This window comes from Candidatus Avedoeria danica (assembly GCA_016703025.1).
Classification (GTDB): Bacteria; Chloroflexota; Anaerolineae; order Epilineales; family Epilineaceae; genus Avedoeria; species Avedoeria danica.
On sequence record JADJCV010000004.1, the window covers coordinates 366702 to 392124 of the forward strand.

The window sequence follows — 25423 nt, forward strand, 5'->3', positions numbered from 1 at the left end:
ACCCTGCGGACGCGCGCCCCACTGGCCGCGCGGCGCGGCGGATCATAACATGTCGGCCAGCCGCGGTTCGACGCTTCGCCGCCCGGGTCGGCGACCTTGACGCCGCCCGTATCGCCGACAGATCGGGTGCGTCTCATTTTGCAGACCGGGTTGGCCGCCGACCCTGCCCCGCCCCCTCGCGAGGTTTGCCGATGCCCTCTCCCCGCCGCTCGATCCCCCGCTCCGCCCCTTTCGCCGCCGGAACGCTCTCCGTCGCCGCCGCCGCCACGATCCTCGTCGCAGCGGCCGTCGGCGCGTTGTCGGCCGGCCCAGGCAGCGCGCTGGCGCCGCAGCCGCAGCTCTACGCGGCGGCGATGGATCGGGGCGTGCACGTCGTGGATTACGGCGCACCGGCCGCGCCGGCATCCGTCGGCGACTCGCAGCGCGCCGTGCCGAGCGAGGACGCGGCGGCCAGCGGGAACGTGGTCTACGTGGCGGCCGGCGCCAAGGGAATCGGGATCTTCGACATGCGGGACCCCAAGGTGCCGTTCCTCTACCAGACGATCCAGACGCCGCGCTTCGCCGCCACGCGCCTCGTGGTGGACGGCCGGCGGCTGTATGCGCTCGACCCGGCGGCCGGCGCGCGGATCTTCGACATCACGGATCCGTACGATCCCGGGCTGAAGGGCGCCTTCCACGAAGCCGGACAGATCTGGACGGGCGTCGCAGCCTCGGGCCAGTACATGGTTCTCCTCGGTGCGAAGCGGTTGCTGACGGTCGACGTGAGCGACCCCGGCTTCGGCAAGGCGCTCGGCGAGATCGCGCGCGGCGGCACGGACGTCGTGCTGCGCGCCGGCCTGGCGTACGTGTCGGACGAGGCGGAGCTCGGCATCGTGAACGTGCGGCGCCCGGCTGCGCCGATCGTTGTCGCCGGCGAGCCCTATCCGCAGGGCGCCAGGCTGACGGGCCCGCGCATCCACCTGGCGCTGGGCAAGGGGCGCAGCTGGGCGTTCGTCGGCGGCGGCCTGAACGGGGTCGACGTCGGCGGGGTCTTCACGTTCGATGTCGCCAAGCCCACCGCGCCGGCGTCCATCGACCTCTTCCGCTTCAGCGCGCCCGTGCGGAGCCTTGCCAGCGACGGCGAGGCGCTGGCGGACGACGGCCCGCTCGGCGCGGGCGAGCTCGTGTTCGTCGGCACGTCGAAGGGCCTCTCGACGGTGGCCGTGCTGGACGCCGCGCCGGACAAGGCGCAGGTGCTCGGCAGCGCCGTCGCCCTGGCGGACGCCGAAGTGCGCGGCGTTGTCGTCGACCCGCGCGAGCGCGAACAGGCCACGCCGACCGCGGTGATTCACGAGCAAGGGCAGGCGTGCGTGGACGCCGAGGCGGACGCCTGGGTGAGCGTGAACACGCGGGGCGTGAACCACGGCTCGGAACCGGATCTCTTCGTCTCGGCCGGCGGCCAGGACCAGGCGCTGTCCTACATCCGCTTCAAGCTCGGCTTCGTGCCGGCGGATGCGGCAGTGGTCACGGCGTCGCTCGAGGCGGAGCTCATCCAGCAGCAGGGCGGCGCGACGCCGATCCTGCAGTCGGTCGTCGACGCCTCGGACGCCGCGTGGGACGAGGCGACGATCACGTTCCTCAACCGGCCGGCCCATTCAGGCCGCTACGCGTCGCCGAGCATCGACGCCAAGGCTGGGCGGAAGCTGTTCGACGTCACGACGCTGGCCGATGCCTGGCACACCGGCGCCCGTCCGAACCACGGCCTGGTGCTGTGGAGCGAGAACACCGCCACGTCGCCGATCGAGAGCCGTTTCGGCAGCCGCGAGAACACGCGCACCGCGCCGCCCCGGCTGTGCATCGGCTGGACGCGCGACGTGACGCAGACGCCGGCGCCGACCGAGACCGCCACCGTCCCGGCCTCGCAGACACCGACGCCGGTCGACACCCTGACGCCCGTCCCGTCCCGCACGCCCGCCCCGTCGACCACACCGTCGACGGAACCGAGCGCGACGACCGGCCCGAGCCCGACCGGCGAGGGCGAGCTGCCGACGGTGACGCCCCGGCCGACCGTCGACGCCACGCGCGGCCCGACGCGCACCGCCCTGCCGACCGCGGCCCCGACCGCCCGCCCGTCCGCGCTGCCGACGGCCAAGCCGGCCGGCAGCGGCTTCCGCCGTCCGGACGCCGGCGCGCCGCTGCCGCTGCGCAGGATCCGCCGGCTGCGCTTCGGCCCCGACGGCGAGCTCTGGGCGAGGGTGCCCGATCCGAGCGGCGGGCCCGACATCGTCCTGACGCGTGTCGCCGGGCGGTGGCGGCGGTGGGGGACGGTCGAGCAGGTGATCGAGCAGCGCTTCAGCGAGCTCCTCGGCAAGGGCGTCGTGCCGGACTTCTTCGCCGCCGACGCCCGCGGCCGGATCTGGGCCGGCCCGAACCTGTACGATGGCCGCGCCTGGCGCCGGCTGGCGACGGACCAGATCCACCCCGGCGGCACGCTGCGCCACGACCAGCGAACGCTCCTCGATCGCGCCGGCCGCGCCTGGGTGCCGTTCGGCGGCACGACGGAGTGCGCCAGTCCGCTGGGCTGCGCCGCCGCTGGTGTGCGCGCGTTCGACGCAGACAGCGGCGCGGGCGCGAGCGTCGACGTCGACGTCGTGCCGGAGATGGGGGAGTACGGGCTCGAGGATCTGCACTTCGTCAAGGGGCAGGCCGGCTCTGGCCCGCCGACGCTCTCGTCGAGCGCAACGGCGACCGCAGCGCGGAACGACGCGCTCGGCCGGCTTGGGCGCTGGCTCGGCCTCGTGCGGCCGGGCGGCGGGCGCACGCCGTCCACGGCATCGACGTCGTCCGCGGCGTCCATGCTCGCCGCCGACGACGTCTACGTCGTGAGCCCGTCCGCGCTCTACGTCCTGCCGGACACGATTACCGCAATCCGCTACCCGTTCCTGCCCGGCATCGAGGATGCGGGCGGCGAGACGAGGAACGCGGGTTACGCGACGACTTCGGCCATGGATCCTTCGGGGCGGCTCGTCGCCTTCACCTGGGTCGAACGGCACGAGGGCCGGACGTTGTCCTATCAGATCGTCGCGAACACGTGGCTCGGCACGGGCTGGGACACGCCGCTGGATCTCACGCCCGGCAGCCCGCTCCTGATCGCCGGCTCGGCCGAGTTCCTGCGGATCTCCGCCGCAGCCTTCGCGCCGGACGGCACGCTCTGGCTCGGGACGAGCGACGCGCAGGTGGCGTCGTTGAAGGAGGGCGTGTGGACGCACCACTTCACGGCCGCGAACAGCCCGCTGATCGCCGGCGAGCCCATCCAGGCGCTGACGGCGGCGGCGGACGGCACGCTGTGGATCGCGCAGGCGAGCGGGATGCTGACGTACGGCGGGAGCGGGTTGGTGGAGACGCCGACGATCTATCTGCCGCGGGCGGAGAAGAAGTAGGGGTGGGGGGCGTCGTCGGCCGAGCGTCGACAGGACGTTGGTGGTGGAAGGTCTGCAAGAGTACGCACGCATGGGTTCCATCAATGGTGAGGATCTCGTGCGCAGCCGTTGGGGCGCTCGCAGGCGGCGGATGATCGTCGTTGGGCCGGGTTCGCCACGGTACGTGCGGCAGTACGCAATCGGACTTGTCCCAAGTGCACATGCTGACCGGATCCAGTTCCCATGCGTACTTGGACCAAGTACGCATGCCGATCGACAAGCGCAACACGGGAGAGGCCGATGATGAGCCACCGGGGTCGTGCCGTACTCGCCGCCGCCGCCCTGGTGCTCGTTGTCGTCATCGGCTGGCTCACGGTGGGCCGGGGGCCGGGCGTGCCGACGGTGACGATGCCGCACGCGCCGAACGAGCTCGACATCGACCTGGCCGCAGGGACGCCGATGCCGCTGCTGCCGACGGCCGTGCCGGACGGGTGGTCGATCACGACGGCGGAGCAGGCGCTCGTCGCGGGACTGCGTGGCGGGCGGTGGGCGGCGCAACCGAAGGACATCACCGTACGCCTTTTGAACAAAGGGATCATCAATCGGCTGTGTGGTGGCGACGGCAGTGGTCCCATGCCTGAGGAGGACCTCACCTGGGCGGTCGCCTACACGCAAGACGGCCTCGACACCAAGATCATCGCCGGCTCATGGTACAACCGCCAGCCGCCGCTCCTTTGGCTGGAGCTGACGCCGGACAAGAGCCTGCCAACGCCGACTCCGGTGCCGTCGCCCACGCCCGAACGGGTCGCGGGCGTGCTCATCGCGGTCTATGCAGTCGAAGGTTGGTCCCAGATTCCGGGTGCGTTGTTCGATCCGAACGCAGGAGGCAGGCTCTGTCCGACGCTTGCGATGATCCGCGCGAAGCGTTCGCTGCCGGACGTCATCACGCCGATGCCGACGGCGCTGCCGGTGACGCCGATGCCGACGGTCATGCCTTAGGTCCGTTTTGGGAAGCCGGCCGACGCCAGGGGTTCAAGCCCCCGTCTCACCACGCCCCCCCATCCACATCCACCCACCCGCTGTCATACCACCAATACCAGCTCGCCGCCACGCTGTACCACATCGCCCGCCGGATCGTCACCGCGCTCACGCTGTCGCCCGTCCCGTATTGCCACGTCAGGACGCTGCGGCCGGCCGGGCCGGGGTCCTCGCCCAGGCAGGTGGAGTTCTCGATGTCGGGGACATAGCCGTAGTCCGTGGCGGACGTGCCGGTGTAGAGGGCCAGGATGTCGGCCACCTGGGTGTAGGCCGCGTCGTACCACGGCTTGAGCACGTCGTTGCGCTGCGTGGCGTAGTTCGGCAGCTCGCTCGGGACGAGCGGATCGAGCGGGTAGCGCGCGGCCAGGAGGCGCATGAGGCCGCCGTAGCCTTGCAGGAGTTCGTTGTACGCCCCGAACCCGCCCTCGTCGATCAGGTAGTCGCGCGCCGAAGGGTTGTCCTTGTCGAACGCCCAGCGCCACGGCGCACCCGGGGTGTCGCGGCAGCCGGTGGCGTTGGACGGGCTGGCGACGAACGCCGCCGGCAGCGCCGGGTCGGGGCCGGGGCGCGGCTCGCGCCAGAGGTAGCGGAAGGCGAGGGGCGTCGACAGGTCGTCGGCGTCGGCGAACAGGGGCAGGCGCTTGATCTCGGCCGGCACGGGGTACGGCCACTTGCCCGCCTCCATCGCCAGACAGCGCGGGTCGGCCGGGTCCGCCACGTCGACGCATCGGAAATAGGACGATTGCGCCAGCCAGACCCACATCGAGAACTCGTCGACGTTGTTGCGGTGCCAGGCGTCGAACAGGCTCGGCGCGAGGCCGTCGGCCACCTTGTCGGACAGCGCATAGCCGAAGAGGAGCGTGCCGTACAGCGAGTTCGGGCCGGGCAGGTGGTTCTCCATCCCGGCCGGATACTCCTGTTTGTCCTCCGCCCAGGTGTCGCCGTTCACGGCCGCCGAGTAGCCGGTCGTGTCCTGCTCGCCGTAGCTGTAGCGGCCGTTCTGCGGCATGTCGTCGTGCCGCCCGGCGGACAGCGTCCGCACCGGCCGGTCCCCGCCTCCCTGGTTCAGCTTCCACTCCATGTCGTCGTCGTACGGGTCGGCGCCGTACCAGCCGCTCACGCCGTAGCCCAGGCGGTGGCCGAACGCCTCGTACGTCTTGCCGCCCAGCTGCCCCGGCGGCGTGTCCGGATCGCCGGACGCCTCGAGCTCGCGCAGGAGCGCCGCCGCCATCCGCCCGCCGGTGTGCGTCCAGACCCATTCTTCGGCGATCGAGCCGAGGTTCGTGTCGCCGCAGCCGATCGCCGTCGCCGTGGCGCTGCGCGTGTTGCAGTCGCCCGCCCCGTAGTAGCTGCCGATCGGCGAGCGCGTCCCGCCCTTCGCCTCGCGCTTCGCGTGCTCGAGGCATGCCGCGCGCTCGGTCGTGCCGTCCTTGAAGCGGCTGTAGCACCACCAGTCGCCCGGCATCGCATAGTCCGCGTCGAACCACAAGCCGCTCACGGCGCCCGTGTCCAGCGCCGCCGGCCGCAGGCTGTTGATCGGCACGCCGTCGTACACGAAGCGGTTCGTCCCGTTCCACGACCCGTCGAACAGGAGCGCGTCCTGGTACGTCTTTTCGCTGCCCAGATCGGCGAAGCCCGCCGTCCGCGGCCCGTCCAACTGCGTCGCCTGCCATTCCCACCACGTCCGTTGCGCAAACGCCGCGACGATGTTGATCGCGTTCTTGCGCGCTGCCGCGTCCGGCCAGCCGTTCGCCTCCTCCAGCGCCTGCACCGTCCGGACGTACCCGACGGCCAGCGCGCCGGCCGAGCGCGTCAGGTCGGCCTGGAACTGCCCGTCCGTCCGCGTGTCGCGGAACATCCGGACGATGATGTCGCGCTGATGGGCCTCGTAGGCCGCCACCATCCGCACGTGGTACGCCTTGCGGTCGCGGATCGCCGGATCGTCCGCCGGCACGTAGGCGCCCGCTTGCGGCGCGTCGAACGCCAGCGCAAAGGCGTGGTAGAGGGCGTAGTAGCCCGCCATCTGCGCCACGCCCTCGTTCGCGTAATAGCCGCGCGGCGCGCTGAACAGCGACTGGCCCGGCGCGAACGCCAGGCCGAAGGTCCGCGCGAGGCGCTTGCCGGTGCACGCGGCGAAGTCGGCGCCGGTCACGGCCGGATGGCACTTCGTCCCCGGCCCGCCGTGGTACTCGAACAGCGTGTCGGGATCCTTGTGCGCCTGCTTCTTGTCGATGTCCCACTCCGGGGCGCGCAGGTAGTACGGCGTGACCGCCGGCGCCCGCTGCCCGTAGTACTGCACCAGCATGGCGCGCACCCCGTTCACGAGGTCCGGCGCGGGCCAGATCGGCGTGGCCGGCGCCGCGAGCGCATCCGCGGCCGGGTGCGCATCGGCCGCCCGCCCGCCCGGCAGCGCGAGGAGGAGCGCGGCCGCGACGGCGATCGCGACGGCGGCGCGGAGGGGGGCGTGATGGGGGGAGGTCGAAGGCGGCATGCGGCACTCCGTGGATCGTCGACGGAACTTACGGGTTATGACGTGGCGCGCGAACGGGCGGTACTGTGCGTCGGGCGAACCGCTGCTTCGGCGGGCGCCCGGCCCCTACCACGCATACGCCTCCGGCGCCTGCCCGCCCGGCCCCGGCCAGATCGCGTCGATCTCGGCCAGCGTCTCGGCGTCCAGCGCGATCTCGAGCGCCAGCAGGCAATCGTCCAGCTGCCGGACCGTCCGCGGGCCGATGATCGGCGCCGTCACGGCAGGTTGGTGGAGGAGCCATGCCAGCGCGACGTCGGCCGGCGGCTGACCGAGCCGGGTGCACAGCGCCTCCCAGCGCTCGAGCTGCGGGTGGTGGCGGGCGATCTCCTTCAGCTGCGGCTCCGTGGCCCGCCGCCCTTCGGCCGCCTTCGCCAGCGCCCCGCCGAGCATTCCGCCGGCCAGTGGGCTCCACGGGATCACGCCGAGGCCGTACGCCTGGCACGCCGGCAGCACCTCGAGCTCGACGTGGCGGCAGGCCAGGTGGTACTTGCTCTGCTCGCAGACGAGCCCGAGCGAGCCCCGCCGCACCGCGGCCTCCTGTCCCTGGGCGATGTGCCACCCGGCGAAGTTGCTGCTGCCGACGTAGCGCACTTTGCCCTGCTGGACGAGGATGTCCATCGCCTGCCAGATCTCCGCCCACGGCGTCATGCGGTCCACGTGGTGCATCTGGTAGAGGTCGATCGTCTCGACGCCGAGCCGCTTCAGGCTGCCCTCGCAGGCACGCATGATGTGGTGGGCCGACAGCCGGCGGTCGTTCGGCCCGTCGCCCATGATCCCGTAGACCTTCGTGGCCAGGACGATCAGCTCCCGCCGCCCATCCCCCTGCGCCAGCCACCGCCCGATGATCTGCTCGGTGATCCCCTCGCCCCGCACGCCGCCGTACACGTTGGCCGTGTCGAAGAAGTTCAGCCCGAGCTCGAGCGCCCGGTCCATGATCGCCCAGCTCGTCGGTTCGTCGGCGTGCTGGCCGAAGTTCATCGTGCCGAGGCAGAAGCGGCTGACCTTCAGGCCGGTCCGTCCGAGGTGGAGGGGGTCCATCGCGACAAGCTCCTGTGGTGGGGGCGGCCGCGCATCGACCGCGCAGCGTCGGAGCGATCGATGCGCCGTCGACGCGCCGTCGACGCGCTACCGCTGGACGATGACCGGCGTACCGTAGTCCGCCCAGTCGTACAGCCACGCCGCATCGCCCGGCTGAAGGTTCACGCAGCCGTGGCTGACCGGTACGCCGAAGTTCTGGTGCCAGTATGCGCCGTGGATCGCATAGCTGCCGGTGAAATACTGGACGAACGGCACGTTCGGCAGGTCGTAGCCCGGCCCCGTCATCCGCTGGCGGTCCAGGCGCGCATACACCGCGAACTCGCCCACCGGTGTCGGCGTCCAGGCCGATCCCGTGGAGGCGATGAAGCGGTTCACGAGCCGCCCGCCGGCAAGCGCGCTGACCGTCTGATCGGACAGGTCGATGACGATCCGGCGCACGCCGCCGGGCGATGCCGCGATGCCGGCGGAGGCTTCGGACTCCATGTCCACGCCGCTTGCGCCCACGCCCCTCGCGGCGTCGTCGCTGCCATTCGCGTCCTCGCCCGCCGCCTCGTCCGGATTGCCCGACGTCGCCGCGCCGCCGTTGCCGGACGCGCCCCCGCCGATGCCGCGCGTCGCCCCCGGCACCACCAGACGCCGGCCGACCCGGATGAAGCCCGCCGGTCCGATCCCGTTTGCTCGGGCGATCGCCTGCACCGTGGTACCGTGGGTCATGGCGATGGTGAACAGCGTGTCGCCCGGCGCCGCCACGTGCCAGACCGCGTCGACCTGCGCATCGGCCGTGTCGACCAACGGATCGGCCGCCTCGTTCGTGGCGGCGCCCGTCCGGTCCGTCGGCACCGGCGCCGCGGCCGCGGCCGACGGACGCTCGGCAGCCGCATCGAGGTCGACGATGGGCTCGGGTTCGCGGTCGTCACCGGACATGCCGTCCTCCGACATGCCGTCGGGCACGAGCAGCCGTTGCCCGCTGAAGATCACATCGGCCGAGGCCAAGCCGTTCCGCGCCACGATGCTCTCCACGGTCGTGTCGTGCGCGGCGGCGATGGCGGACAGCGTGTCTCCGGGGCCGACGACGACGAGGGAGTCGGCGTGCGCGGTGACCGCCCGGGCGAGCGTGAGCGTGCAGGCCACGGCCGCTGCCGCCGCGACGCGTTGGGCGAGGCGGTGCGTCGCGGGTGAGCGCTGGTTGCGGATGTGCGAAGCCCTCATGCGCCGCTCCTGCACCCCATGGGCCGGGGCTGTTGACCGCCGCCAGTATACCGCGGCGCACGTCCGGGACGGTGAGGTCACACCCCGGCTGTGCCGAGCGTATGCTATCGCCTGGTTCACGAGACCCCACCCGATCCCACCTGATCCCACCCGATCCCACCCGATCCCACCCGCCGACGGTCCGACGACGCGCCCCTTCGCGTCGCACGCCGGCCGTCGAAGCGCGACCCGCCCGCGCAACGCGTCAACGTCCACGAACCCCATCGGAGCCTCGCCATGTTCAACCTTCGATCCGCTGTTCTCGCCCTCTCCGCCACCCTCGTCCCCGCCGCGCTCGCCCTCGCCGCCCTCGCCGCCGGCGCTCTCGCCCTGCCTCCGCGCCCGGCTGCCGGCCAGCCCGCCCCGCTGCCCCACCGCATCCACCTCCCCCGTGTCGTGCGTGCCGAGCCGCCGTACACGTCGCCGCCGACCGCGCGCCCGACATCGGCCGCGCCGACCGGCACGCCGACGTCGTCCGCCGTGCCGACGGACAACGCGACACCGTCGCCGACCGGGACGCAGCCCAAGCAGCCGGGCGTGCCGGCATGCGGCGCACCCAAGGGTGACGCCGGCGGTTTCCGGTTCTCCCTGGACGGAGGCCGGACGCTCTCACCAGGCGCCCAGCGGCTCGCCCCGCTGGCCTACACGTGGGCGATCGACATCGACCCGCGCGATCCCGACCACATCGTCGAGCTGCACGCCGGCCAGCTCTTCCACTCCCACGACGCCGGCTGCACGTTCACCCGTCCCGTCCCGCTGCCCGACCTCGGCGGCGACGCGACCGGCCTCACGCGCGCCGCAGCGGCCCCGGACACGCTCGTCCTCCACTCCATCTTCAGCCACGACATCGCCATCACGGATGACGGCGGCCGGACCTGGACCGTCGAGACGCTGCCGGACGACGTCGTCGCCCTGGCGATCGCGCCGAACGACGCGGCGCGTTGGACGTTCGTCGGCCGCGAAGGGATCTATGTGCGCACCGCGCGCGACGCGAAGTGGGAAGCGCGCCGGGTCGGCGGCGACGACGCCTCGCTCGGCGGCGTGATCCACACGGCGTCGGCGGCGCCGGGGCGGTGGGGCACGTGGCTCGTCGGCGGCCTGGACGGCATCGTCCGGACGACGGACGACGGCCTGAGTTGGCGCAAGGTCGACGCCGCGATGCGCGAGGGCGGCGTCGGCACGCCGCCGCAGCCGATCACGGTCGTCGTCGGCGTCTGGGTGACGCACGCCCCGAGCGACCCGGAACGTGGCGTATGCCGCCGTCAACCAGGTCAGCCGCGACCCGTCCCGGCGCGGCATCTGGCGCTCCGGGGACGGTGGCCTGACCTGGGAGCGCCGCGTCACGCAGGACCAGCCCGTGCCGACGGACGCGGGCGGCACGCTGCCGGCCGTCATGACCGGCGCCACCCGCGTCTTCGTCAGCCCGCACGACCCCGATGCCACGATCTTCGCGTTCGGCATGGCCTACGAGGGCTACGGCACGGACCTCTTCCGCTCGTCCGACGGCCTGCAGACGCTGCGCGCCGCCCACTTCAGCGGCTTCTACGAGGTCTTCACCGTGGCGTGGGGACCGTCGGCGAGCGACGTACTGTACGTCGGGGCGTCGAGCGACATCCCGTCGGCCAGGTGACGAGAGCCGCGCCGGCGTCGCGCCCGTGCGCTCGCTCCGGCCGTTGACGGTTGGAGAACAGGCGATAGCGGGCCCCATCGAACTTCCATGCGGGTTGTGACCTCCTGCCGCGGCGCGGCGTTAGACCGTTCGTGCGGCGCCATGCCGTACCGTTGCGCCCGCCGGGCGCGTCTTCATCGTCCGGAGCGAAGGCCGTTGGGCATTCAGCCCCGCGCCTTGCCCCGCAACCCCACGCATTTGGATTTCGATCAGGAGGACCACCCGTGACCACACTGCAACGGACGATCGGCCCGGCCGCGCGTCGCCCGCGCCTTGGACGATGGGCGTCGCTGTGCTTTGCCCTGTTCTGTCTGGGCTTCACGTTCCAGATCCCGTCATCGACGAGCGCAGCAGCGCCTCACCAGGAGGCGACGCCCGTCCCATCGCCCACCCCGACGTGCGAGCAGCGGTGCAACGCGCGGGCGCATGAGGTGTACGAAGCGTGCATCGCGATGGGCCGCGGCCCGGACGCGTGCGAGAAGGAGTCCAGTGCGGCGCGTGAGGCCTGTCTGCGCGAGTGCCCAAGGGCGACGGCCGTGCCGTCCTGCGAGGACAAGTGCCGGCAGCGGGCCGAAGCGGTGTTCAAGGCGTGCATCGATGCCGGTCGCAGCGAAGAGGCCTGTCACAAGGAGTCGGCCGACGCGAAGCTGGCATGCCTGAAGGAATGCCCGCGGCCGGATGCCACGGCGACACCCAAGCCGATCGAGCGCAGCTGCACGGAGCGATGCGCCGCGCACGCCGAGGAGATCTACAAGACCTGTATCGCCGCGGGCCGGGGCGCGGACGCCTGCCAGAACGAATCGCGTCAGGCCAAGGAGGCATGCCTCAAGGATTGCCCGCGCGATGCGACGAAGACGCCGGGTCCGCCGGATAGGACGTGCGAGCAGCGCTGTGCGGCCGCTGCCGAGGAAGGCTACAAGGCCTGCATCGCCGCCGGGCGCGGCCCGGACGTGTGCGAGGCCGAAGCGAAGGTGGCGCGCGAGAAGTGCGTGGGCGCGTGCCCGAAGCCGGAACCGACGCGGATCGGGAACTGCGAGGAGAAGTGCAAGAAGCGCTTCGACGAGGTCTACAACGCCTGCATCGCCTCGGGCCGCGGGCCGGACGCGTGTGAGAACGAGGCGCGCCAGGCCAAGGAGGCCTGCTTCAAGGAGTGCCCGCGCGAAGCGACGAAGACGCCGGCGGCCGAGGAGAAGTCGTGCGAGCAGCGCTGCGCGGCGGAGGCCGAGGCGGTCTACAAGGCCTGCATCGCCGGCGGACACGGGCCGGACGTGTGCGAGCGCGAGGCGAAGACGGCGCGCGAGAAGTGTGCAAGCATGTGCCCGAAGCCGGAACCGACGCGGATCGGGAACTGCGAGGAGAAGTGCAAGAAGCGCTTCGACGAGGTCTACAACGCCTGCATCGCCTCGGGCCGCGGGCCGGACGACTGCGAGGCCGAGGCGCACAAGGCCAAGGAGGCGTGCCTCTTGGCGTGTCCGCGCCCCGAAGGCACCAAGACCCCGCAGTCGCTGTCGTGCGAGGGCCGGTGCAAGGAGCACGCGGCGGCCGAACTCAAGGCGTGCCTCCAGGGCGGCGGCGACGAGAAGGCATGCCACGAACGGTCGAACAAAGCCCTCCTGGACTGCCTCGCCCGCTGCCCGCGGCCGACGCCAAAGCCGGAGAGCTGCCGCGATCAGTGCAACGCGAAGGCCGAGGCGGTCTACGCGGCCTGTCGCGAACGCGGAGCGGGCGAGGAAGACTGCCTGGACGAGAAGAACCGCGCCCTCAATGCCTGTGTCGCCGCCTGCGAACGCCCGACGGAGTCGTGCGAGGCGGGCTGCAAGCAGCGGGCCGAGGCCGTCTTCAAGGCCTGCCGGACCGAGGGTGGCGAGGAGGCGGTCTGCCGCGAGCGGATGCGCTCCGCCCTCGAAGTGTGCCTGAAGGGCTGCCCCCGGCCGCAGCCGATCGACTGTCAGGATCGGTGCGCCAAGGCGGCGCGCGAGGTGCTGGCGAAGTGCCTTGCCGAGGGCGGCGAGCAGCAGTCGTGCGAAGGGCGGGCCAAGGAGTCGTACGACCTCTGCATCAAGCACTGCGACAAGCAGGTACCGCCGGCGCCGATTCCGGATTGCAGCACGAAGTGCGCGCGGGCCGGCGCGGCGGTGTTCCAGCGCTGCCTGGCCGGCGGCGGCACGGTCGAGAGCTGCACCGAGGTGATGGCGCAGGAGATCCAGCGCTGCCTGACGGAGTGCCTCAGGCCCGTGGCGGCGCCGATTTCAGGCCGCTAGCGCCGCTTCATCGGGTGGGCGCTGCGCCCGCCGACACATGATCTCCCCGGCCGCCCGGCAGACCTGCCGGGCGGCCGCTGTGTCGGCGGGACGGTGGCGGAACGGGAACGTGGATACAATGACGCGCCGCGGTGGCGTCCGGCACCGCTTCTCCCGTTGACCGCTCCCGCAATGCCGCCCGATCAGGAGACTGCCGATGACCGCCACTTTGCCCGTCCGCCGGGACGCCGACCCCGCAACGACATGGGACGTCGAGAGCGTGTTCCCGGACCGCGCTGCCTGGGAGCACGCGGTCGCAGGCGTCGAGGCGGCGCTGCCGGCCCTTGCGGCGTTCGCCGGAACGCTGGCCCACGGGCCGGCGCAGCTGCTGTCGTGCCTGACGGCGATGGAGGCGCTCGCCCGGCCGTTCGAGCGGGTCTGGCTGTACGCCAGCATGTTCGCGGCCGTGGATGCCGCCGACGCCGATGCGCTGGCGATGGTCGACCGAATGCGGTCGCTCGGCTCGCGCGTGGCCGGCGCGACCGCCTTTTACGAGCCCGAGGTCCTCGCGATCGAGCCGGCGCAGTTGCGCGACTGGGTGGCGCATGAGCCCGCCCTCGCGCCTTACGCGCACGGCTTCGATCGCCTGGAGCGCCGCCGGCCGCACGTCCGGTCGGCCGAAGTCGAAGCGGTGTTCGGTCAGATCAGCGACCCGTTCCGGACCGCATCCTCCGTCCATTCCGTCCTCGCGAACGCCGAGCTTGCGTTCGCGCCGGCCGTGGGCGCCGACGGAACCCCGCACGCCGTGGCCCAGGGGACGATCGGCGCGCTCGTCACCCACCCGGATCGCGTCGTGCGTCGGACGGCGTACGAGAGCTACGCGGATGCGCACCTGGCGTGCAAGCAGACGATGGCCACGGCGCTGGCGGCCGGGATCAAGCAGGACGCGTTCTTTGCGGCGGCGCGCCGCTACCCCTCCAGTGTCGACGCTGCGTTGGCCCAGACCTTCGTGCCGCGCGACGTCTACGACAACCTGCTGGCCGCCTTCAGGGCCAACCTCCCTACGTGGCACCGCTACTTCCGCTGGCGGCGCGGCGCCCTCGGCCTGGACGCGCTTCATCCGTACGACATCAAGGCGCCGTTGACGGCCGCCCTGCCGGTCGTGCCGTACGCGCAGGCCGTGGAATGGATCATCGAGGGCATGCGACCGCTCGGGGACGACTATGTGGCCGTGATGGCCGAAGGGCTGACGACGGGCCGCTGGGTGGACATCTACCCGAACGTCGGCAAGCGCTCCGGCGCCTTCTCGACGGGCAGCTACGACACCCACCCGTTCATCTTCATGAGCTACAACGACGACATCTTCAGCCTGAGCACGTTGGCCCACGAGATCGGGCACTCCATGCACTCCTATTACTCCCGGCGCACGCAGCCGTACGCCACGGCGCGCTACGGCCTGTTCGCCGCCGAGGTCGCATCGAACTTCAACCAGGCGCTCGTGCGCGCCTGGCTGCTCGAGCACCAGCAGGCGCCGTCGTTCCAGTTGGCGCTGCTCGAGGAGGCGTTCAGCAACTTCCACCGCTACTTCTTCCTGATGCCCACGCTCGCCCGCTTCGAGCTGGCGCTGCACGAGCGCGCCGAGCGCGGCCAGCCGCTGAGTGCCGACGTCATGAACGGCCTGCTCGCCGACCTGTTCGAGGAAGGGTATGGCGGCGAGGTCGTCGTCGACCGCGATCGCGTCGGGATCACGTGGGCGCAGTTCCACACCCACCTCTACTCCAACTTCTACGTCTATCAGTACGCCACCGGCATCAGCGCCGCCAACGCGCTCGCCGAGCGCGTCCTCGGCGGTGTGCCCGGCGCGGTCGGGGCCTATCGCACGTTCCTTGGCGCGGGCGGCTCGGACTTCCCGCTCGCCCTCCTCGAGCGCGCCGGCGTCGACATGCGCTCCCGCGATCCGGTGGACGCCGCGTTTGCCGTGCTCGCGGACATGGTCGACCGCGTGGCCGTGTTGACCGCTGCGGCGCCGGGGCCGAACGGCTGACGGCGTGGCGGAGCGCATGAGCGCGGCGTGAGCGGTGGTGCGGCGCGGCCGGGTGTCGCGCCGAAGCGCCCGACCGGCCACAATGAAGAGTTCGTGAGAAAGGGGCGCTCGGCGCCCTTGAACGGCGCCGGCCGGCTGTCGGCGATGCCATAATCTGCGCCCTACCCCGTGACAACGCCCTGCCCCGTGACAACCTGTGCCGGGCGCAGTGCCGCTGAGGAGATCTCGATGGCCGATCCAAACCCCGTGCCCAACGACGACGCACACGACGTCGCCGGCGCGACGACCGCCCGGCCGTGGCCGTCGTCGCCGGCAACGGACGGCGGCGGGCTCGCCGGCGCCCCGAGCCCGGAGCGAACGGACGACCACGGCCCCGTCCCGCCCGCCGACCGTGACCGGACGTCGGAGCTGCGCGATCTCGCGGCCGCCGTCCAGCGCTCCGGCGCGTTCGTCGAACCGCTCGAGGCCGCGATCCGGCGCTACGTCGTCGGACAGGACGCGATGGTCGAGCGCGTGCTCATCGCCCTGCTGGCGGACGGCCATCTCCTGTTGGAGGGCGTACCGGGCCTGGCCAAGACGCTCCTCGTCAAGACCGTTGCCGGTTGCCTTCACGCCGATTTCAGTCGAGTCCAGTTCACCCCCGACCTCCTCCCGGCCGACCTCGTCGGCACCCAGGTCTACAGCCCGCGGACGGCCGAGTTCAGCGTCCACAAGGGCCCGCTCTTCGCCAACATCGTCCTGGCGGACGAGATCAACCGCGCACCGGCCAAGGTTCAATCGGCGCTCCTCGAGGCGATGCAGGAGCGCCAGGTGACGATCGGCGACGAGACGTTCCCGTTGCCGGAGCTGTTCCTGGTGCTGGCCACGCAGAACCCGATCGAGCAGGAGGGCACGTACCCGCTGCCCGAGGCACAGGTCGACCGGTTCATGTTGAAGGTCGAGGTGACGTACCCACAGCGCTCCGAGGAGCGCCGTGTCCTCGACGTGATGACCGGTGCGGCGCTGCCGCCGCCCGTGCCGGTCGTCCAGCCGGCCGACGTCCTGGCGGCGCGCGCCGTCGCGCGCCGGATCTATGTCGACGACAAGATCAAGGAGTACGTCCTCGATCTCGTCTGGGCGACCCGCGATCCGGCTTCCGCCGGCCTGAAGGATCTCGCGCCCCTCATCGACTTCGGCGCCTCGCCGCGGGCCGGCATCTACCTCGTTGCGGCGGCGCGCGCCCACGCGTTCCTCCGCCACCGGCCGTACGTCACCCCCGACGACGTCAAGGCGCTGGCGCCGGACGTGCTGCGCCACCGCGTGATCCCGAGCTACGAGGCCGAAGCGGAAGGCGTGAGCGGCAGCGCGATCGTCCAGCGCATCCTCGAGCGCGTCGACGTTCCGTAGGATCAGCCGGTGCCGCTCTTTCGCCGCCGTCCCGCCGCGCCTGCCCCTGAGGAGGCGCCGCAGCCCGTGCTGACGCCCGAGCTCATGCGCCAGATCCGGCGCATCGAGATCCGGACGCGCCACCTCGTCGACCAGAGTTTCGGTGGCGAGTACCACTCCGTCTTCAAAGGCCGCGGCATGGCCTTCGACGAGGTGCGACCGTACCAGCCGGGCGACGAGGTCCGCACGATCGACTGGAACGTCACCGCCCGGACCGGCGAGCCCCACGTCAAGCGCTTCGTCGAGGAGCGCGAGCTGACCGTCCTCCTCGTCGTCGACGTGAGCGCCTCGTTCGACGTCGGAACACGCGGCCGTTTCAAACGCGACCTGGCCGCCGAGCTCGGCGCCGTCCTCGCGTTCGCCGCGACGACGAACCACGACCGCGTCGGCCTTGTCCTGTTCTCCGACAAGGTGGAGCTGCTCGTCCCGCCGCGCAAGGGCCGCCGCCACGTGCTGCGCCTCGTGCGCGAGCTGCTCACGACACGCCCGACCGGCCGCGGCACGAACGTTCGCCTGGCGCTCGACACCGCCAACCGGGTCCTCGCCCGGCGCGGCATCATCTTCCTGATCTCCGACTTCCAGACGGACATCGGCCGGTTCCGCACGACCCTCGCCGCCACGCGGCGCCGCCACGACCTCGTGGCCGTCGAGCTGACGGATCCGCTTGAGGCTGACATTCCGGCCGTCGGCCTGGTGCGCCTCGCGGATGCCGAGCACGGCACCCACGCGCTCGTCGACACGAGCAGCGGCCGCTGGCGCACCGCCCACGCCGCCGCCCGCGCCACTCACGCCGCCGCGCTCACCGCGGCGCTGCGCGACGGGGGCGTCGACCGGATCGCCGTCACGACCGGCGCCGACTATGCACCGGCCCTCGCTTCGTTCTTCCAACGCCGTGCGCGCACCCGCCGCCGTGCCGGCCGCCGCCGGTCGGCCGCATGATCGGCCCACGCGTGCGTCCAACGGCGCCATCCACCACAGGCGCTGAGCGAACGTGCGCCCGAGCGACGGCGCGCGTCGCGGTGGCCGTCGCGGCTGCCCTCGGGACCGCGTGCGCGCTGGGCGCCCTGCCGGCCGCCGGCCGCATCCCGGCCCAGGACGGCGCACCTGCCGCGTCCATCGAGCTCGCGACCGCGGCGCCGACGGTCGGCGACCGGATCGCGTTCGACGTGCGCGTGATCCATCCGGCCGGCTCGACGATCGTCTGGCCCGAGTTGAAGGGGCGATGGGGGCCGTTCGAGGTCCTCGCCATCGGGCCGCGGCGCGTTCGGGATGGCACCGCGGCCCCGGGCGGCATGGTCGTCATCGAGCACCGCGTGATCACGGCAACGGCGTTCACGACGGGCACCCTCCAAACGCCTCTCCTCCGCCTGACGGCCGTCGATGCGGGCGGCGCGACACAGACGATCGTCGCCGCGCCGATCGACGTCGTGATCCGTTCCGTCCTCGATCCCAACGACGCGGCGCCGCGCGGCCCGCGCGGCCCGGTCGAGCTGCCGATGCCGGGCCGCTGGCCGCTCATCCTCGGTGCGCTCAGCGTCGTCGGTGCCCTGATCACGCTGCTCGTCTGGGCGCTGCGGCGCTTGTTCCGGCGGCAGGCGCCCGCCGCGGCGGAGCATGCGCCGGTCCACGATTTCCGCTCGCCCCTCGACCTGGCGACCGCCGAGTTGGACGACCTCGCCGCCGCCGACCTGCCGGCGCGCGGCCGGGTCATCGAGCACTACACCCGCCTCGCCGACACGCTCCGGCTGTTCGTCGAGCGCACGTACCACGTGCCGGCCCTCGAGCGCACGACGCCCGAGCTTGCCGCGGCCTTCGGCCCGCCGGGCACGCGGGACGTAGAGGTCGAGCCGCTTCTGGCCGTGCTCAGCGACGCCGACCTCGTGAAGTTCGCCCGGATCATCCCCGACGCCGCCACCGCGCGTGACTCGCTGGCCGACGCGCGCGCGCTGCTCGGCGGGCTGTGGGGCGCGGCCGAGCGGCGGCGGATCGCCGCCGAGGCGGCGGCCGCGCGGGCGGCGCTGCCGTACGATGGGTCCGATTCGCCGCACGACGGCCGTCCATCGTCCGGCGCGGCGGCCGACGGCGACCCATGGCCGTTGCCCGCCGCCGACCCCGTTTCGTCGCCTGACCCCGAGCCCTTCTCTTCCCCCGGCGACGAGGCGACGACGTGAGCACGTTCCGGTTCGCCTCGCCCGAGGCGCTCGTGCTGCTGCTGGCCGTGCCGTTGCTGGCACTCGCCCCGCGCTGGCGCCGGCGCCGCACGGGCGTCGATGCCGCGGCCGCGCTACGCGTCGCGAGCACGGCGGCGGTCGGGCGGGCCAGTGCGGCGGCCGGGCATTCGCTGCGGCAGCGTCTTTACACGCTGCTCGGGCCGGTGCGCCTCGTCGCGCTCGCGCTGGCGGTCATCGCCCTGGCGCGGCCACAGAGCGGGCAGGCGCGCGAGACGATCCAAGGCGAGGGCATCGACATCGCGCTGGCGCTCGACATCAGCGGCAGCATGGCGGCGCTGGACTTCGAGCCGGACAACCGGCTGGCAGCGGCCAAGGCCGTCATCAAGGAGTTCGTGGAGAGCCGGCAGTACGATCGGCTCGGCCTGGTCGTGTTCGCGCGCGAGGCGTTCGATCAGTGCCCGATCACGGTCGACCACAGTGTCCTCCTGCGCCAGCTCGACCAGGTAAAACTGTCGACCGAGCTCGGGATCGAGGACGGCACGGCGATCGGCCTTGGTCTGGCGAACGCGGCGGCGATGCTCAAGGACCAGCAGGCGAAGAGCAAGATCATCGTCCTCCTCACGGACGGCGTGAACAACGTCGGCCAGATCGATCCGCTCACGGCGGCCGAGGCGGCGCGGGCCCTGGGCATCAAGGTCTACACGATCGCCGCCGCCCGGAGCGGCCAGGTGCCGGTGCCGGTCGACGGGTTCTTCGGGCCGCGCGTGGCCTATCAGGAGAGCCAGATCGACGAGGAGACGCTGCGCGCGATCGCGGACGCCACGGGCGGTGCGTTCTTCCGGGCGCAGGACACGGCCGCGCTGCGGGAGATCTACGCGCAGATCGACAAGCTCGAGAAGTCGACGGTGGAGTTGCGGCAGTGGACGCGCTATCGCGAGCTGTTCGCGTGGTGGCTCGGCCCGGCGCTGGCGCTGTGGTGCCTCGAGCTCGTGCTGCGCCGCACGGCGCTGCGCACGCTGCCCTGACAAAGGTTGAAGCGATGACGTTTGCCCGTCCGATGCTCCTGTGGCTGCTCGCGCTCGTCCCGCTGGCCGTGCTGCTGCTGTTGGCCTCCGCCCGCAGCCGCACCCGCGCGCTCCACCGCCTCGGCGACCCGGCGCTGATCGCCCGCCTCAGCTCCGCCGCCGATGCGAACGCGCGGCGGGTGCGCGACGCGCTCTGGCCGGTGGCGCTGGCGCTCGCCATCGTCGCGCTGGCGCGGCCGCAGTGGGGGCGGGCGGTGCAGGTTGTCCAGCAGCAGGGCAACCAGGTCATCGTCGTGCTCGACGTCTCGACGAGCATGTTGGCCCAGGACATCAAGCCGGATCGGCTGTCGCGCGCCAAGGCCGAGATCGGCCGGCTGTTCGAGCTGCTCCAAGGCGACGAGGTCGGCCTTGTGCTGTTTGCCGGCGCCAGCTTCGTCCAGCTCCCGCTCACGAGCGACTATGCCACCGCCCGCGGCTTCCTCGATTCCGCCCAGCCGGCCGTCATTTCCCGCCCCGGCACCGAGATCGCCGACGCGCTCCGCACGGCGCTGACCGCGTTCGACATGCGCCGAGAGGGCGGCAAGGCCGTCTTCCTCATCACGGACGGCGAGGACCACGCCGCCGACCCGCAAGCCGCCGCCGACGAGGCACGCGACGCAGGTGTGAAGATCTTCGCCGTCGGCTACGGCTCGCCGGTCGGCGAGCGCGTGCCGCAGCTGGACGCGGCCGGCAATGTCGTCGGCTGGAAGGTCGACGCGGCCGGCCAGCCCGTGATCTCGCGTCTGGCGGAGCGCCCGCTGGAGCGCCTTGCGGCCACGACCGGCGGCTCGTACTGGCGTGCCGGGGTCGCGGGCGGTGCGGTCGACGGCCTGCTCGCCGCCCTTGACGGCATGCAGCGCGGTACGAGCGAGGGCCGGATCGAGACGTCGCGCGTCGAGCGCTTCCAGCTGTTCCTGCTCATCGCCGTGCTCCTCATGGTCGTCGCGGAAGCGTGGCCGTTCCTCGGCCGCGGCGCCATGGCGGGCACGCGAGCGCGGGACCGCGGCCCGGCGGCACCCACCGACGCCGTTGGCCGCCGCGCCCGCCCCGCTGCGCCGACCCTCGCCTTCGTGCTCATGCTCGGGCCGCTCGCCGCGGGCTGCGCCCCGAACGTCGCGGCCGACGTGCGCGCCGGCAACGAGGCGCTGGCCGCCGGCGACACGAAAGCGGCCGCCGCCCACTACGCCGCCGCCGCCGACGCCGCGCCCGAGCGCCCCGAGCCGGCATACGACCTCGGCGTGGCGCGCCTGGTCGACGGCGACTTCGGCAGCGCCCGGCGTGACTTCGAGCGTGCCCTCGTCGGAGCGACGGGCGATCTGGCGGCGATGGCGTGGTACAACCTCGGCACCGCCGCGCTCATGGCCGGCGAACTCGACGTCGCGATCGACGCCCTCTCCGAGGTGCTGCGCACGGCGCCCGATGATGGTGACGCCAAGCACAACCTCGAGCTCGCGCTGGCGGCGCGGAACACGGCCCAGTCGCAGTCCGAGGCGGAAGACGAACGGAAGGCCGAGGGTCAGGAAGGGCAGCAGTCGTCCGACGGGCAGAGCCGGCCCGGCGAGGAACAAGGGGACGGTCAAGAGCCCGGCAGCGGCGACGAAGAGGGATCCCAATCGTCAGCGAGCGGTCCCGGTACCGGCACGCCGGGCGCGACGGGCACGCCGGCGGCGGGCGACGAGCAGGCGAGCGCCGGCGCCGGCGGCACGAGCACCGCGATGGCGCAGGCGCGCCGCACGCCCGGCGCGGGCAGCGACCGGACGAGCGGCACGCCGGCCGCCGGCCAGGCCGGCGGCAAGACCGGGGGAGCGTCGGCCCAGATGACGCAGGACGAGGCGCGGCGATTGCTCGAAGCGATCGGCGGGCGGGCGCGGACGCTGGGCGAGGTGCTGCGGATGCGGCTGATGGCGCCGGGCAACCCGCCGGAGCAGGACTGGTGACGGCGCGCCCGACCCGGCGCGCGCTCGCGGCCTGCGCTTGGACGCTGCTCGTCCTCGCCGTCGCGCCGCCCGCGAACGCCCAGCCCCCCAGCGACCCGTCAGCAGCAGCCCCGACGCCTGCTGCGCCGAGCCCGATCTCGGCGTCCGTCGACAGGACGACACTCTCGACGGACGACACGCTCCGCCTGCGCGTCGAGGTGAACGCCGACACCATGCAGCTCTCGCAGCTGCAGCAGCCCGTGTTCGAAGGCTTCGCGATCGTCGGCAGCACGAGCAGTTCCAACCTGGCGATGATCAACGGCGTGCCCTCGTTCCAGCTCGGCTACGACTACGCGCTCCAGCCGATGCGATCCGGCGACCTTGTCGTCCCGTCGTTCAGCATCGACATCAACGGCCAAACGTACCGCACCGACCCGATCCCGATCACCGTCACAGTCGGCACCCAGCCGACGGTGTCGCCCGCGCAGGCCGCGCCCGGTGCGGTGGCGCCCGGCGAGCGGTTCTTCATCACTGCCGGCGTCGACAAGCCGGACGCCTGGATCGGCGAGCAGATCGTCTACACCTTCCGCCTCTTCCAAGCCGCCAACCTCGGCCAGCAGCCGTCGTACGGCGCGCCGCCGTTCACCGGCTTCTGGCAGCGCCGCGAGTCAAGCCAGCGCTCGGACCGCGTCCTCGTCGGCGATCGCCTCTATCTGGTGACGGACCTCGACACCTATCTCTTTCCGACCCGCAGCGGCGACATCGAGATCCCGCCCGCCCGACTTTCGCTCGTCGGAGACCTGAGCGATGCCCGCAACCGCCTGACGACGGAGCCGATCACCGTCCGCGTCCGTCCGCTGCCCGCCGGCGCGCCCCCCTCGTTCGGCGGCGCCGTCGGCCGCTATGGCCTCGCCGCGTCCGCCGCCCCGACCGACGTGGCGGTCGACGAGCCCGTCCGCCTGACGCTGACGCTCAGCGGCGAGGGCAACGTCGAGACCGCACCCGACCCCGCCTGGCCGGAGCTCGTCGGCTGGCAGTCCTATGACGACGGCCAGACGCAAGCCGTCGAGGCGCGTGATGGCCGGATCATCGGCCAGCGGACGTGGCGGCGGCTGTACGTCCCGTCGCGGCCCGGCCCGGCGCAACTGCCCGCCGTGCGCTATGCCTACTTCGACCCGCAGCGCGGCAGCTACGCCGTGGCCGAGACGGCCCCGATCGATGTGCGCGTCCGACCGGCCTCGAACGCCGGCGCCGCCGCGCCCGCGGCGACGGATCCCGCGGACCGCGCTGCACCTGTGGACGCCGGCGTCGTGCCCGTACCCGACACGTCCCGCTGGCGCACGGATGCCCCGCTGCTGGAACCCGTCGTCCCCCCGCCGGGCGCACGGACCGGCCCGGGCGTCCTCGGCCGCGCCGTGCCGGGTCGTGTCACGCGGCTGGGCTACTGGCTGCTCTGGTTCGGCCCGTTTGTCGTCATCGCGCTCGACATCGGCCGCTTGCGGCGGGCGCGCCGGCGGGCCGCGCAGCGCAACGCGCACGGCGCACGGGTACACGCCGCCGCCGACGCGGCCCGCCGTGAGATGGTCGCGGCATCCTCCTCCGGCGCCGTCCCGGCCGTGGCGCTCGCCGACGCGGTGCGGGCCGTGCTGGCGGCGGCCATCGGCCCGCGCGTGTCCGGTGTCGCGCACGATGCGCTGTTGCCGCTGCTGGAAACGAGCGGCATCGGGTCGGCGCTCGCCCGGCGGGCTGTCGAGGCGCTCACGCTCGGCGACGCCGCTGCATGGCGACCCGCCGGCTTCGAGGTCGCCGAGGGACGGGAGGTTGCCGAAGGGCAACCGGTCGCCGAGGGACAGGAGCCGCGCGCAAGCGGGCGCAAGGGCCGCACGGCTGCCGCCGATGCCGACGCGCTCATCGCGGCGCTGGCTGCGGCGTTGGCACGGGGGGAGGGCGGGCGATGAGCGAAGTTCGACGGACCCGGCGTTGGGGTGCTGCGCGCGCCAGCCGCGTGCTCACGGGGACGCCCGGGTTCGGTCTCCTCGCGGTGGCAGCGGCCGTGCTCGTGGCGTGGTCGCCAGCGGGCGGCGGCCGGGTGGCGGCAATGACGCCGGTGATGCCGACACCCGGCGCTCCGTCGGCCGTCGATCTCGTCGCCGCCGGCGACGCGCTGTATGCCGCGGACGACCTCGCCGCTGCCGCCGACGCGTACACCGATGCCCGCGAGCTCGGCGGGCTCGATGCGGCGCACGCCGTGCGCCTCGGCAACGCGTTCGTTCGGCTCGGCCTGCCGGGCCGGGCGATGGCCGCCTATCGGCTGGCCGAGGCGGCGACGCCGCGCGATCCGGCGCTGCGGGCGAACATCGCCTGGCTCCGGGCGCAGCTGGCGAACGGCGCCGCTGCGGCCCCGGCCGACGCACGCGGTGCCGCCGCCGAAGGGGCAGGGGCGGTGACCGCCGGTACCGACGACCTGCCGGAGGTGGACCACGCCACGGCGTTCGCGCCGGCCAAGCGGCGCAGTTGGTCGATCGCCTGGTGGGCGGTGGCGAGCCGCGCATGGTGGTCGCTCGACGGGCTCGCGGTGTTCGTGCTCGCCGCATGGTGGGTGGCGGTGCTTGCGCTTTGGACAGGGCGGGTCGAGACCCGGCGCTGGGCGCGCGTGGTCGCCGGATGTGCGCTCGGGGCGGCGCTGCTGGCGGGGGCGTTGCTCGGCGCGCGGATGGTGCGTCGTGCGGCCGCGGTGCCCGCGATCGTCGTCGAACCGCGGTCGGCGGCGGTCCGGCAAGGGCCTGGGCTGCCGTTCTCCGCCGTGCGGTCGCTCCCGGAGGGCGCCGAGGTGCGCTACGTCGAGCGGCGCGGGCGCTGGCTGCGGCTGGCGGACGAGGGCGGCGGGGCAGGCGGCGGCGGCTGGATCGCGGCCGGTTCCGTCGTCGACGTGCCCGAGTAGGTGTTCGTCGGCGGCGCATCGTGCAGATCGGGCGCCGGTACGGAGACGTCCACCATCTTCCGGGCTGCGGGCCGGGCGGACGTCGGCGGCGGCCCGCCGGTGATCGCGGCGGCGATGTGGGCCAGCAGCGCGTCCGCGCCGCGGTGCGCGGCGGCGCTCGTCTGCACGATCGGCGGGTCGATGCCGAGTTCCGTCAGAGCGGCGGTCAGCGCCTTCGTGCTGGCGGCGCGCTCGCGCTGGTTCGGCTTGTCGGTCTTCGTCAGCACCATGACATAACGGGCCTGCGAGCCGGCGCACAGGCCGATCGCCACCCGGTCGAGGTCGGTCGGGGGGTGGCGGCTGTCGATGAGATGGAAGATGAGCTTCACGGTCGGCCGCTGCTGGAGATAGGGTGCCATGAGCTTGGCCCACGCTTCGCGCTGCGTGCGCGATACCTTGGCGTAGCCGTAGCCCGGAAGGTCGACGAGGTACGCCTTCCCGTTGATCAGAAAGTAGTTGATCTCGCGTGTCTTGCCCGGTGTCCGGCTGGTGCGGGCGATGCTGCGCCGACCGGTCACCAAGTTCAACAGTGAGCTCTTGCCGACGTTGGACCGCCCGAGGAACGCGATCTCGGGCAGGCCGTCGCGCGGATAGCCGGCAGGCGAGACGACGCCCTTGACGAACTCGATCTCGTTGATCTTCATGGCAGAGAGCGTAGTGCC

The 25423-nt window shown here is 72.8% G+C and carries 16 protein-coding genes; 12 read left to right on the forward strand and 4 right to left on the reverse strand.

Annotation, left to right across the window (positions count from 1 at the left end):
* Window positions 1-191: 191 nt before the first annotated feature.
* Together IPG72_04855 and IPG72_04860 are read left to right on the forward strand one after the other, a co-directional pair.
* Window positions 192-3419 (forward strand): DNRLRE domain-containing protein, encoded by a 3228-nt coding sequence (locus tag IPG72_04855; GenBank protein MBK6768350.1) that lies wholly within the window; start codon window positions 192-194, stop codon window positions 3417-3419.
* Between the two features lie 279 nt (window positions 3420-3698).
* A complete protein-coding gene (locus IPG72_04860) occupies window positions 3699-4397 on the forward strand; it encodes a hypothetical protein (protein ID MBK6768351.1) in 699 nt (232 codons plus the stop codon).
* Window positions 4398-4443: 46 nt separating this feature from the next.
* On the opposite strand, the gene IPG72_04865 is transcribed toward IPG72_04860, so the two are convergent.
* The 3 genes from IPG72_04865 to IPG72_04875 form a co-directional block, all read right to left on the reverse strand.
* Window positions 4444-6927 (reverse strand): hypothetical protein, encoded by a 2484-nt coding sequence (locus IPG72_04865; protein MBK6768352.1) that lies wholly within the window; start codon window positions 6925-6927, stop codon window positions 4444-4446.
* A 105-nt stretch (window positions 6928-7032) separates the two neighbouring features.
* On the reverse strand, window positions 7033-8004 hold the full coding sequence (locus IPG72_04870) for an aldo/keto reductase (protein MBK6768353.1): 972 nt from the start codon (window positions 8002-8004) through the stop codon (window positions 7033-7035).
* Window positions 8005-8091: 87 nt separating this feature from the next.
* Window positions 8092-9213, reverse strand: coding sequence for a L,D-transpeptidase family protein (locus tag IPG72_04875; GenBank protein ID MBK6768354.1), 1122 nt, complete (start codon window positions 9211-9213; stop codon window positions 8092-8094).
* Window positions 9214-9489: 276 nt separating this feature from the next.
* Here IPG72_04875 and IPG72_04880 point away from each other — a divergent pair, with 276 nt between their 5' ends.
* The 10 genes from IPG72_04880 to IPG72_04925 all read left to right on the forward strand — a co-directional run bounded on the left by IPG72_04880 (window position 9490) and on the right by IPG72_04925 (window position 24722).
* Window positions 9490-10929, forward strand: coding sequence for a hypothetical protein (locus tag IPG72_04880; protein MBK6768355.1), 1440 nt, complete (start codon window positions 9490-9492; stop codon window positions 10927-10929).
* 216 nt (window positions 10930-11145) lie between these two features.
* Complete coding sequence (locus IPG72_04885) at window positions 11146-13182, forward strand: hypothetical protein (GenBank protein ID MBK6768356.1); 2037 nt, start codon at window positions 11146-11148, stop codon at window positions 13180-13182.
* Between the two features lie 196 nt (window positions 13183-13378).
* The gene (gene pepF / locus IPG72_04890) at window positions 13379-15205 is read left to right on the forward strand and encodes an oligoendopeptidase F (GenBank protein ID MBK6768357.1); all 1827 of its coding nucleotides are present in this window, start codon (window positions 13379-13381) and stop codon (window positions 15203-15205) included.
* 228 nt (window positions 15206-15433) lie between these two features.
* Window positions 15434-16591: a MoxR family ATPase gene (locus IPG72_04895; GenBank protein MBK6768358.1), complete on the forward strand. Its 1158-nt coding sequence runs from the start codon at window positions 15434-15436 to the stop codon at window positions 16589-16591.
* A 66-nt stretch (window positions 16592-16657) separates the two neighbouring features.
* Window positions 16658-17569, forward strand: coding sequence for a DUF58 domain-containing protein (locus IPG72_04900; GenBank protein MBK6768359.1), 912 nt, complete (start codon window positions 16658-16660; stop codon window positions 17567-17569).
* Between the two features lie 80 nt (window positions 17570-17649).
* A complete protein-coding gene (locus IPG72_04905) occupies window positions 17650-18801 on the forward strand; it encodes a hypothetical protein (GenBank protein ID MBK6768360.1) in 1152 nt (383 codons plus the stop codon).
* Entirely contained in the window at window positions 18798-19826 is a 1029-nt protein-coding gene (locus IPG72_04910) for a VWA domain-containing protein (protein MBK6768361.1), read from the forward strand. Before IPG72_04905 ends, IPG72_04910 begins: the two co-directional genes overlap by 4 nt.
* 14 nt (window positions 19827-19840) lie before the next feature.
* Window positions 19841-21802 (forward strand): VWA domain-containing protein, encoded by a 1962-nt coding sequence (locus IPG72_04915; protein MBK6768362.1) that lies wholly within the window; start codon window positions 19841-19843, stop codon window positions 21800-21802.
* The gene (locus IPG72_04920; protein ID MBK6768363.1) at window positions 21799-23739 is read left to right on the forward strand and encodes a protein BatD; all 1941 of its coding nucleotides are present in this window, start codon (window positions 21799-21801) and stop codon (window positions 23737-23739) included. The genes IPG72_04915 and IPG72_04920 overlap by 4 nt, the downstream gene beginning before the upstream one ends.
* On the forward strand, window positions 23736-24722 hold the full coding sequence (locus IPG72_04925) for an SH3 domain-containing protein (GenBank protein ID MBK6768364.1): 987 nt from the start codon (window positions 23736-23738) through the stop codon (window positions 24720-24722). Before IPG72_04920 ends, IPG72_04925 begins: the two co-directional genes overlap by 4 nt.
* Here IPG72_04925 and IPG72_04930 read toward each other — a convergent pair.
* The gene (locus tag IPG72_04930) at window positions 24617-25405 is read right to left on the reverse strand and encodes a YihA family ribosome biogenesis GTP-binding protein (protein MBK6768365.1); all 789 of its coding nucleotides are present in this window, start codon (window positions 25403-25405) and stop codon (window positions 24617-24619) included. The two genes, IPG72_04925 and IPG72_04930, sit on opposite strands and share 106 nt — an antisense overlap.
* Window positions 25406-25423: the final 18 nt, after the last annotated feature.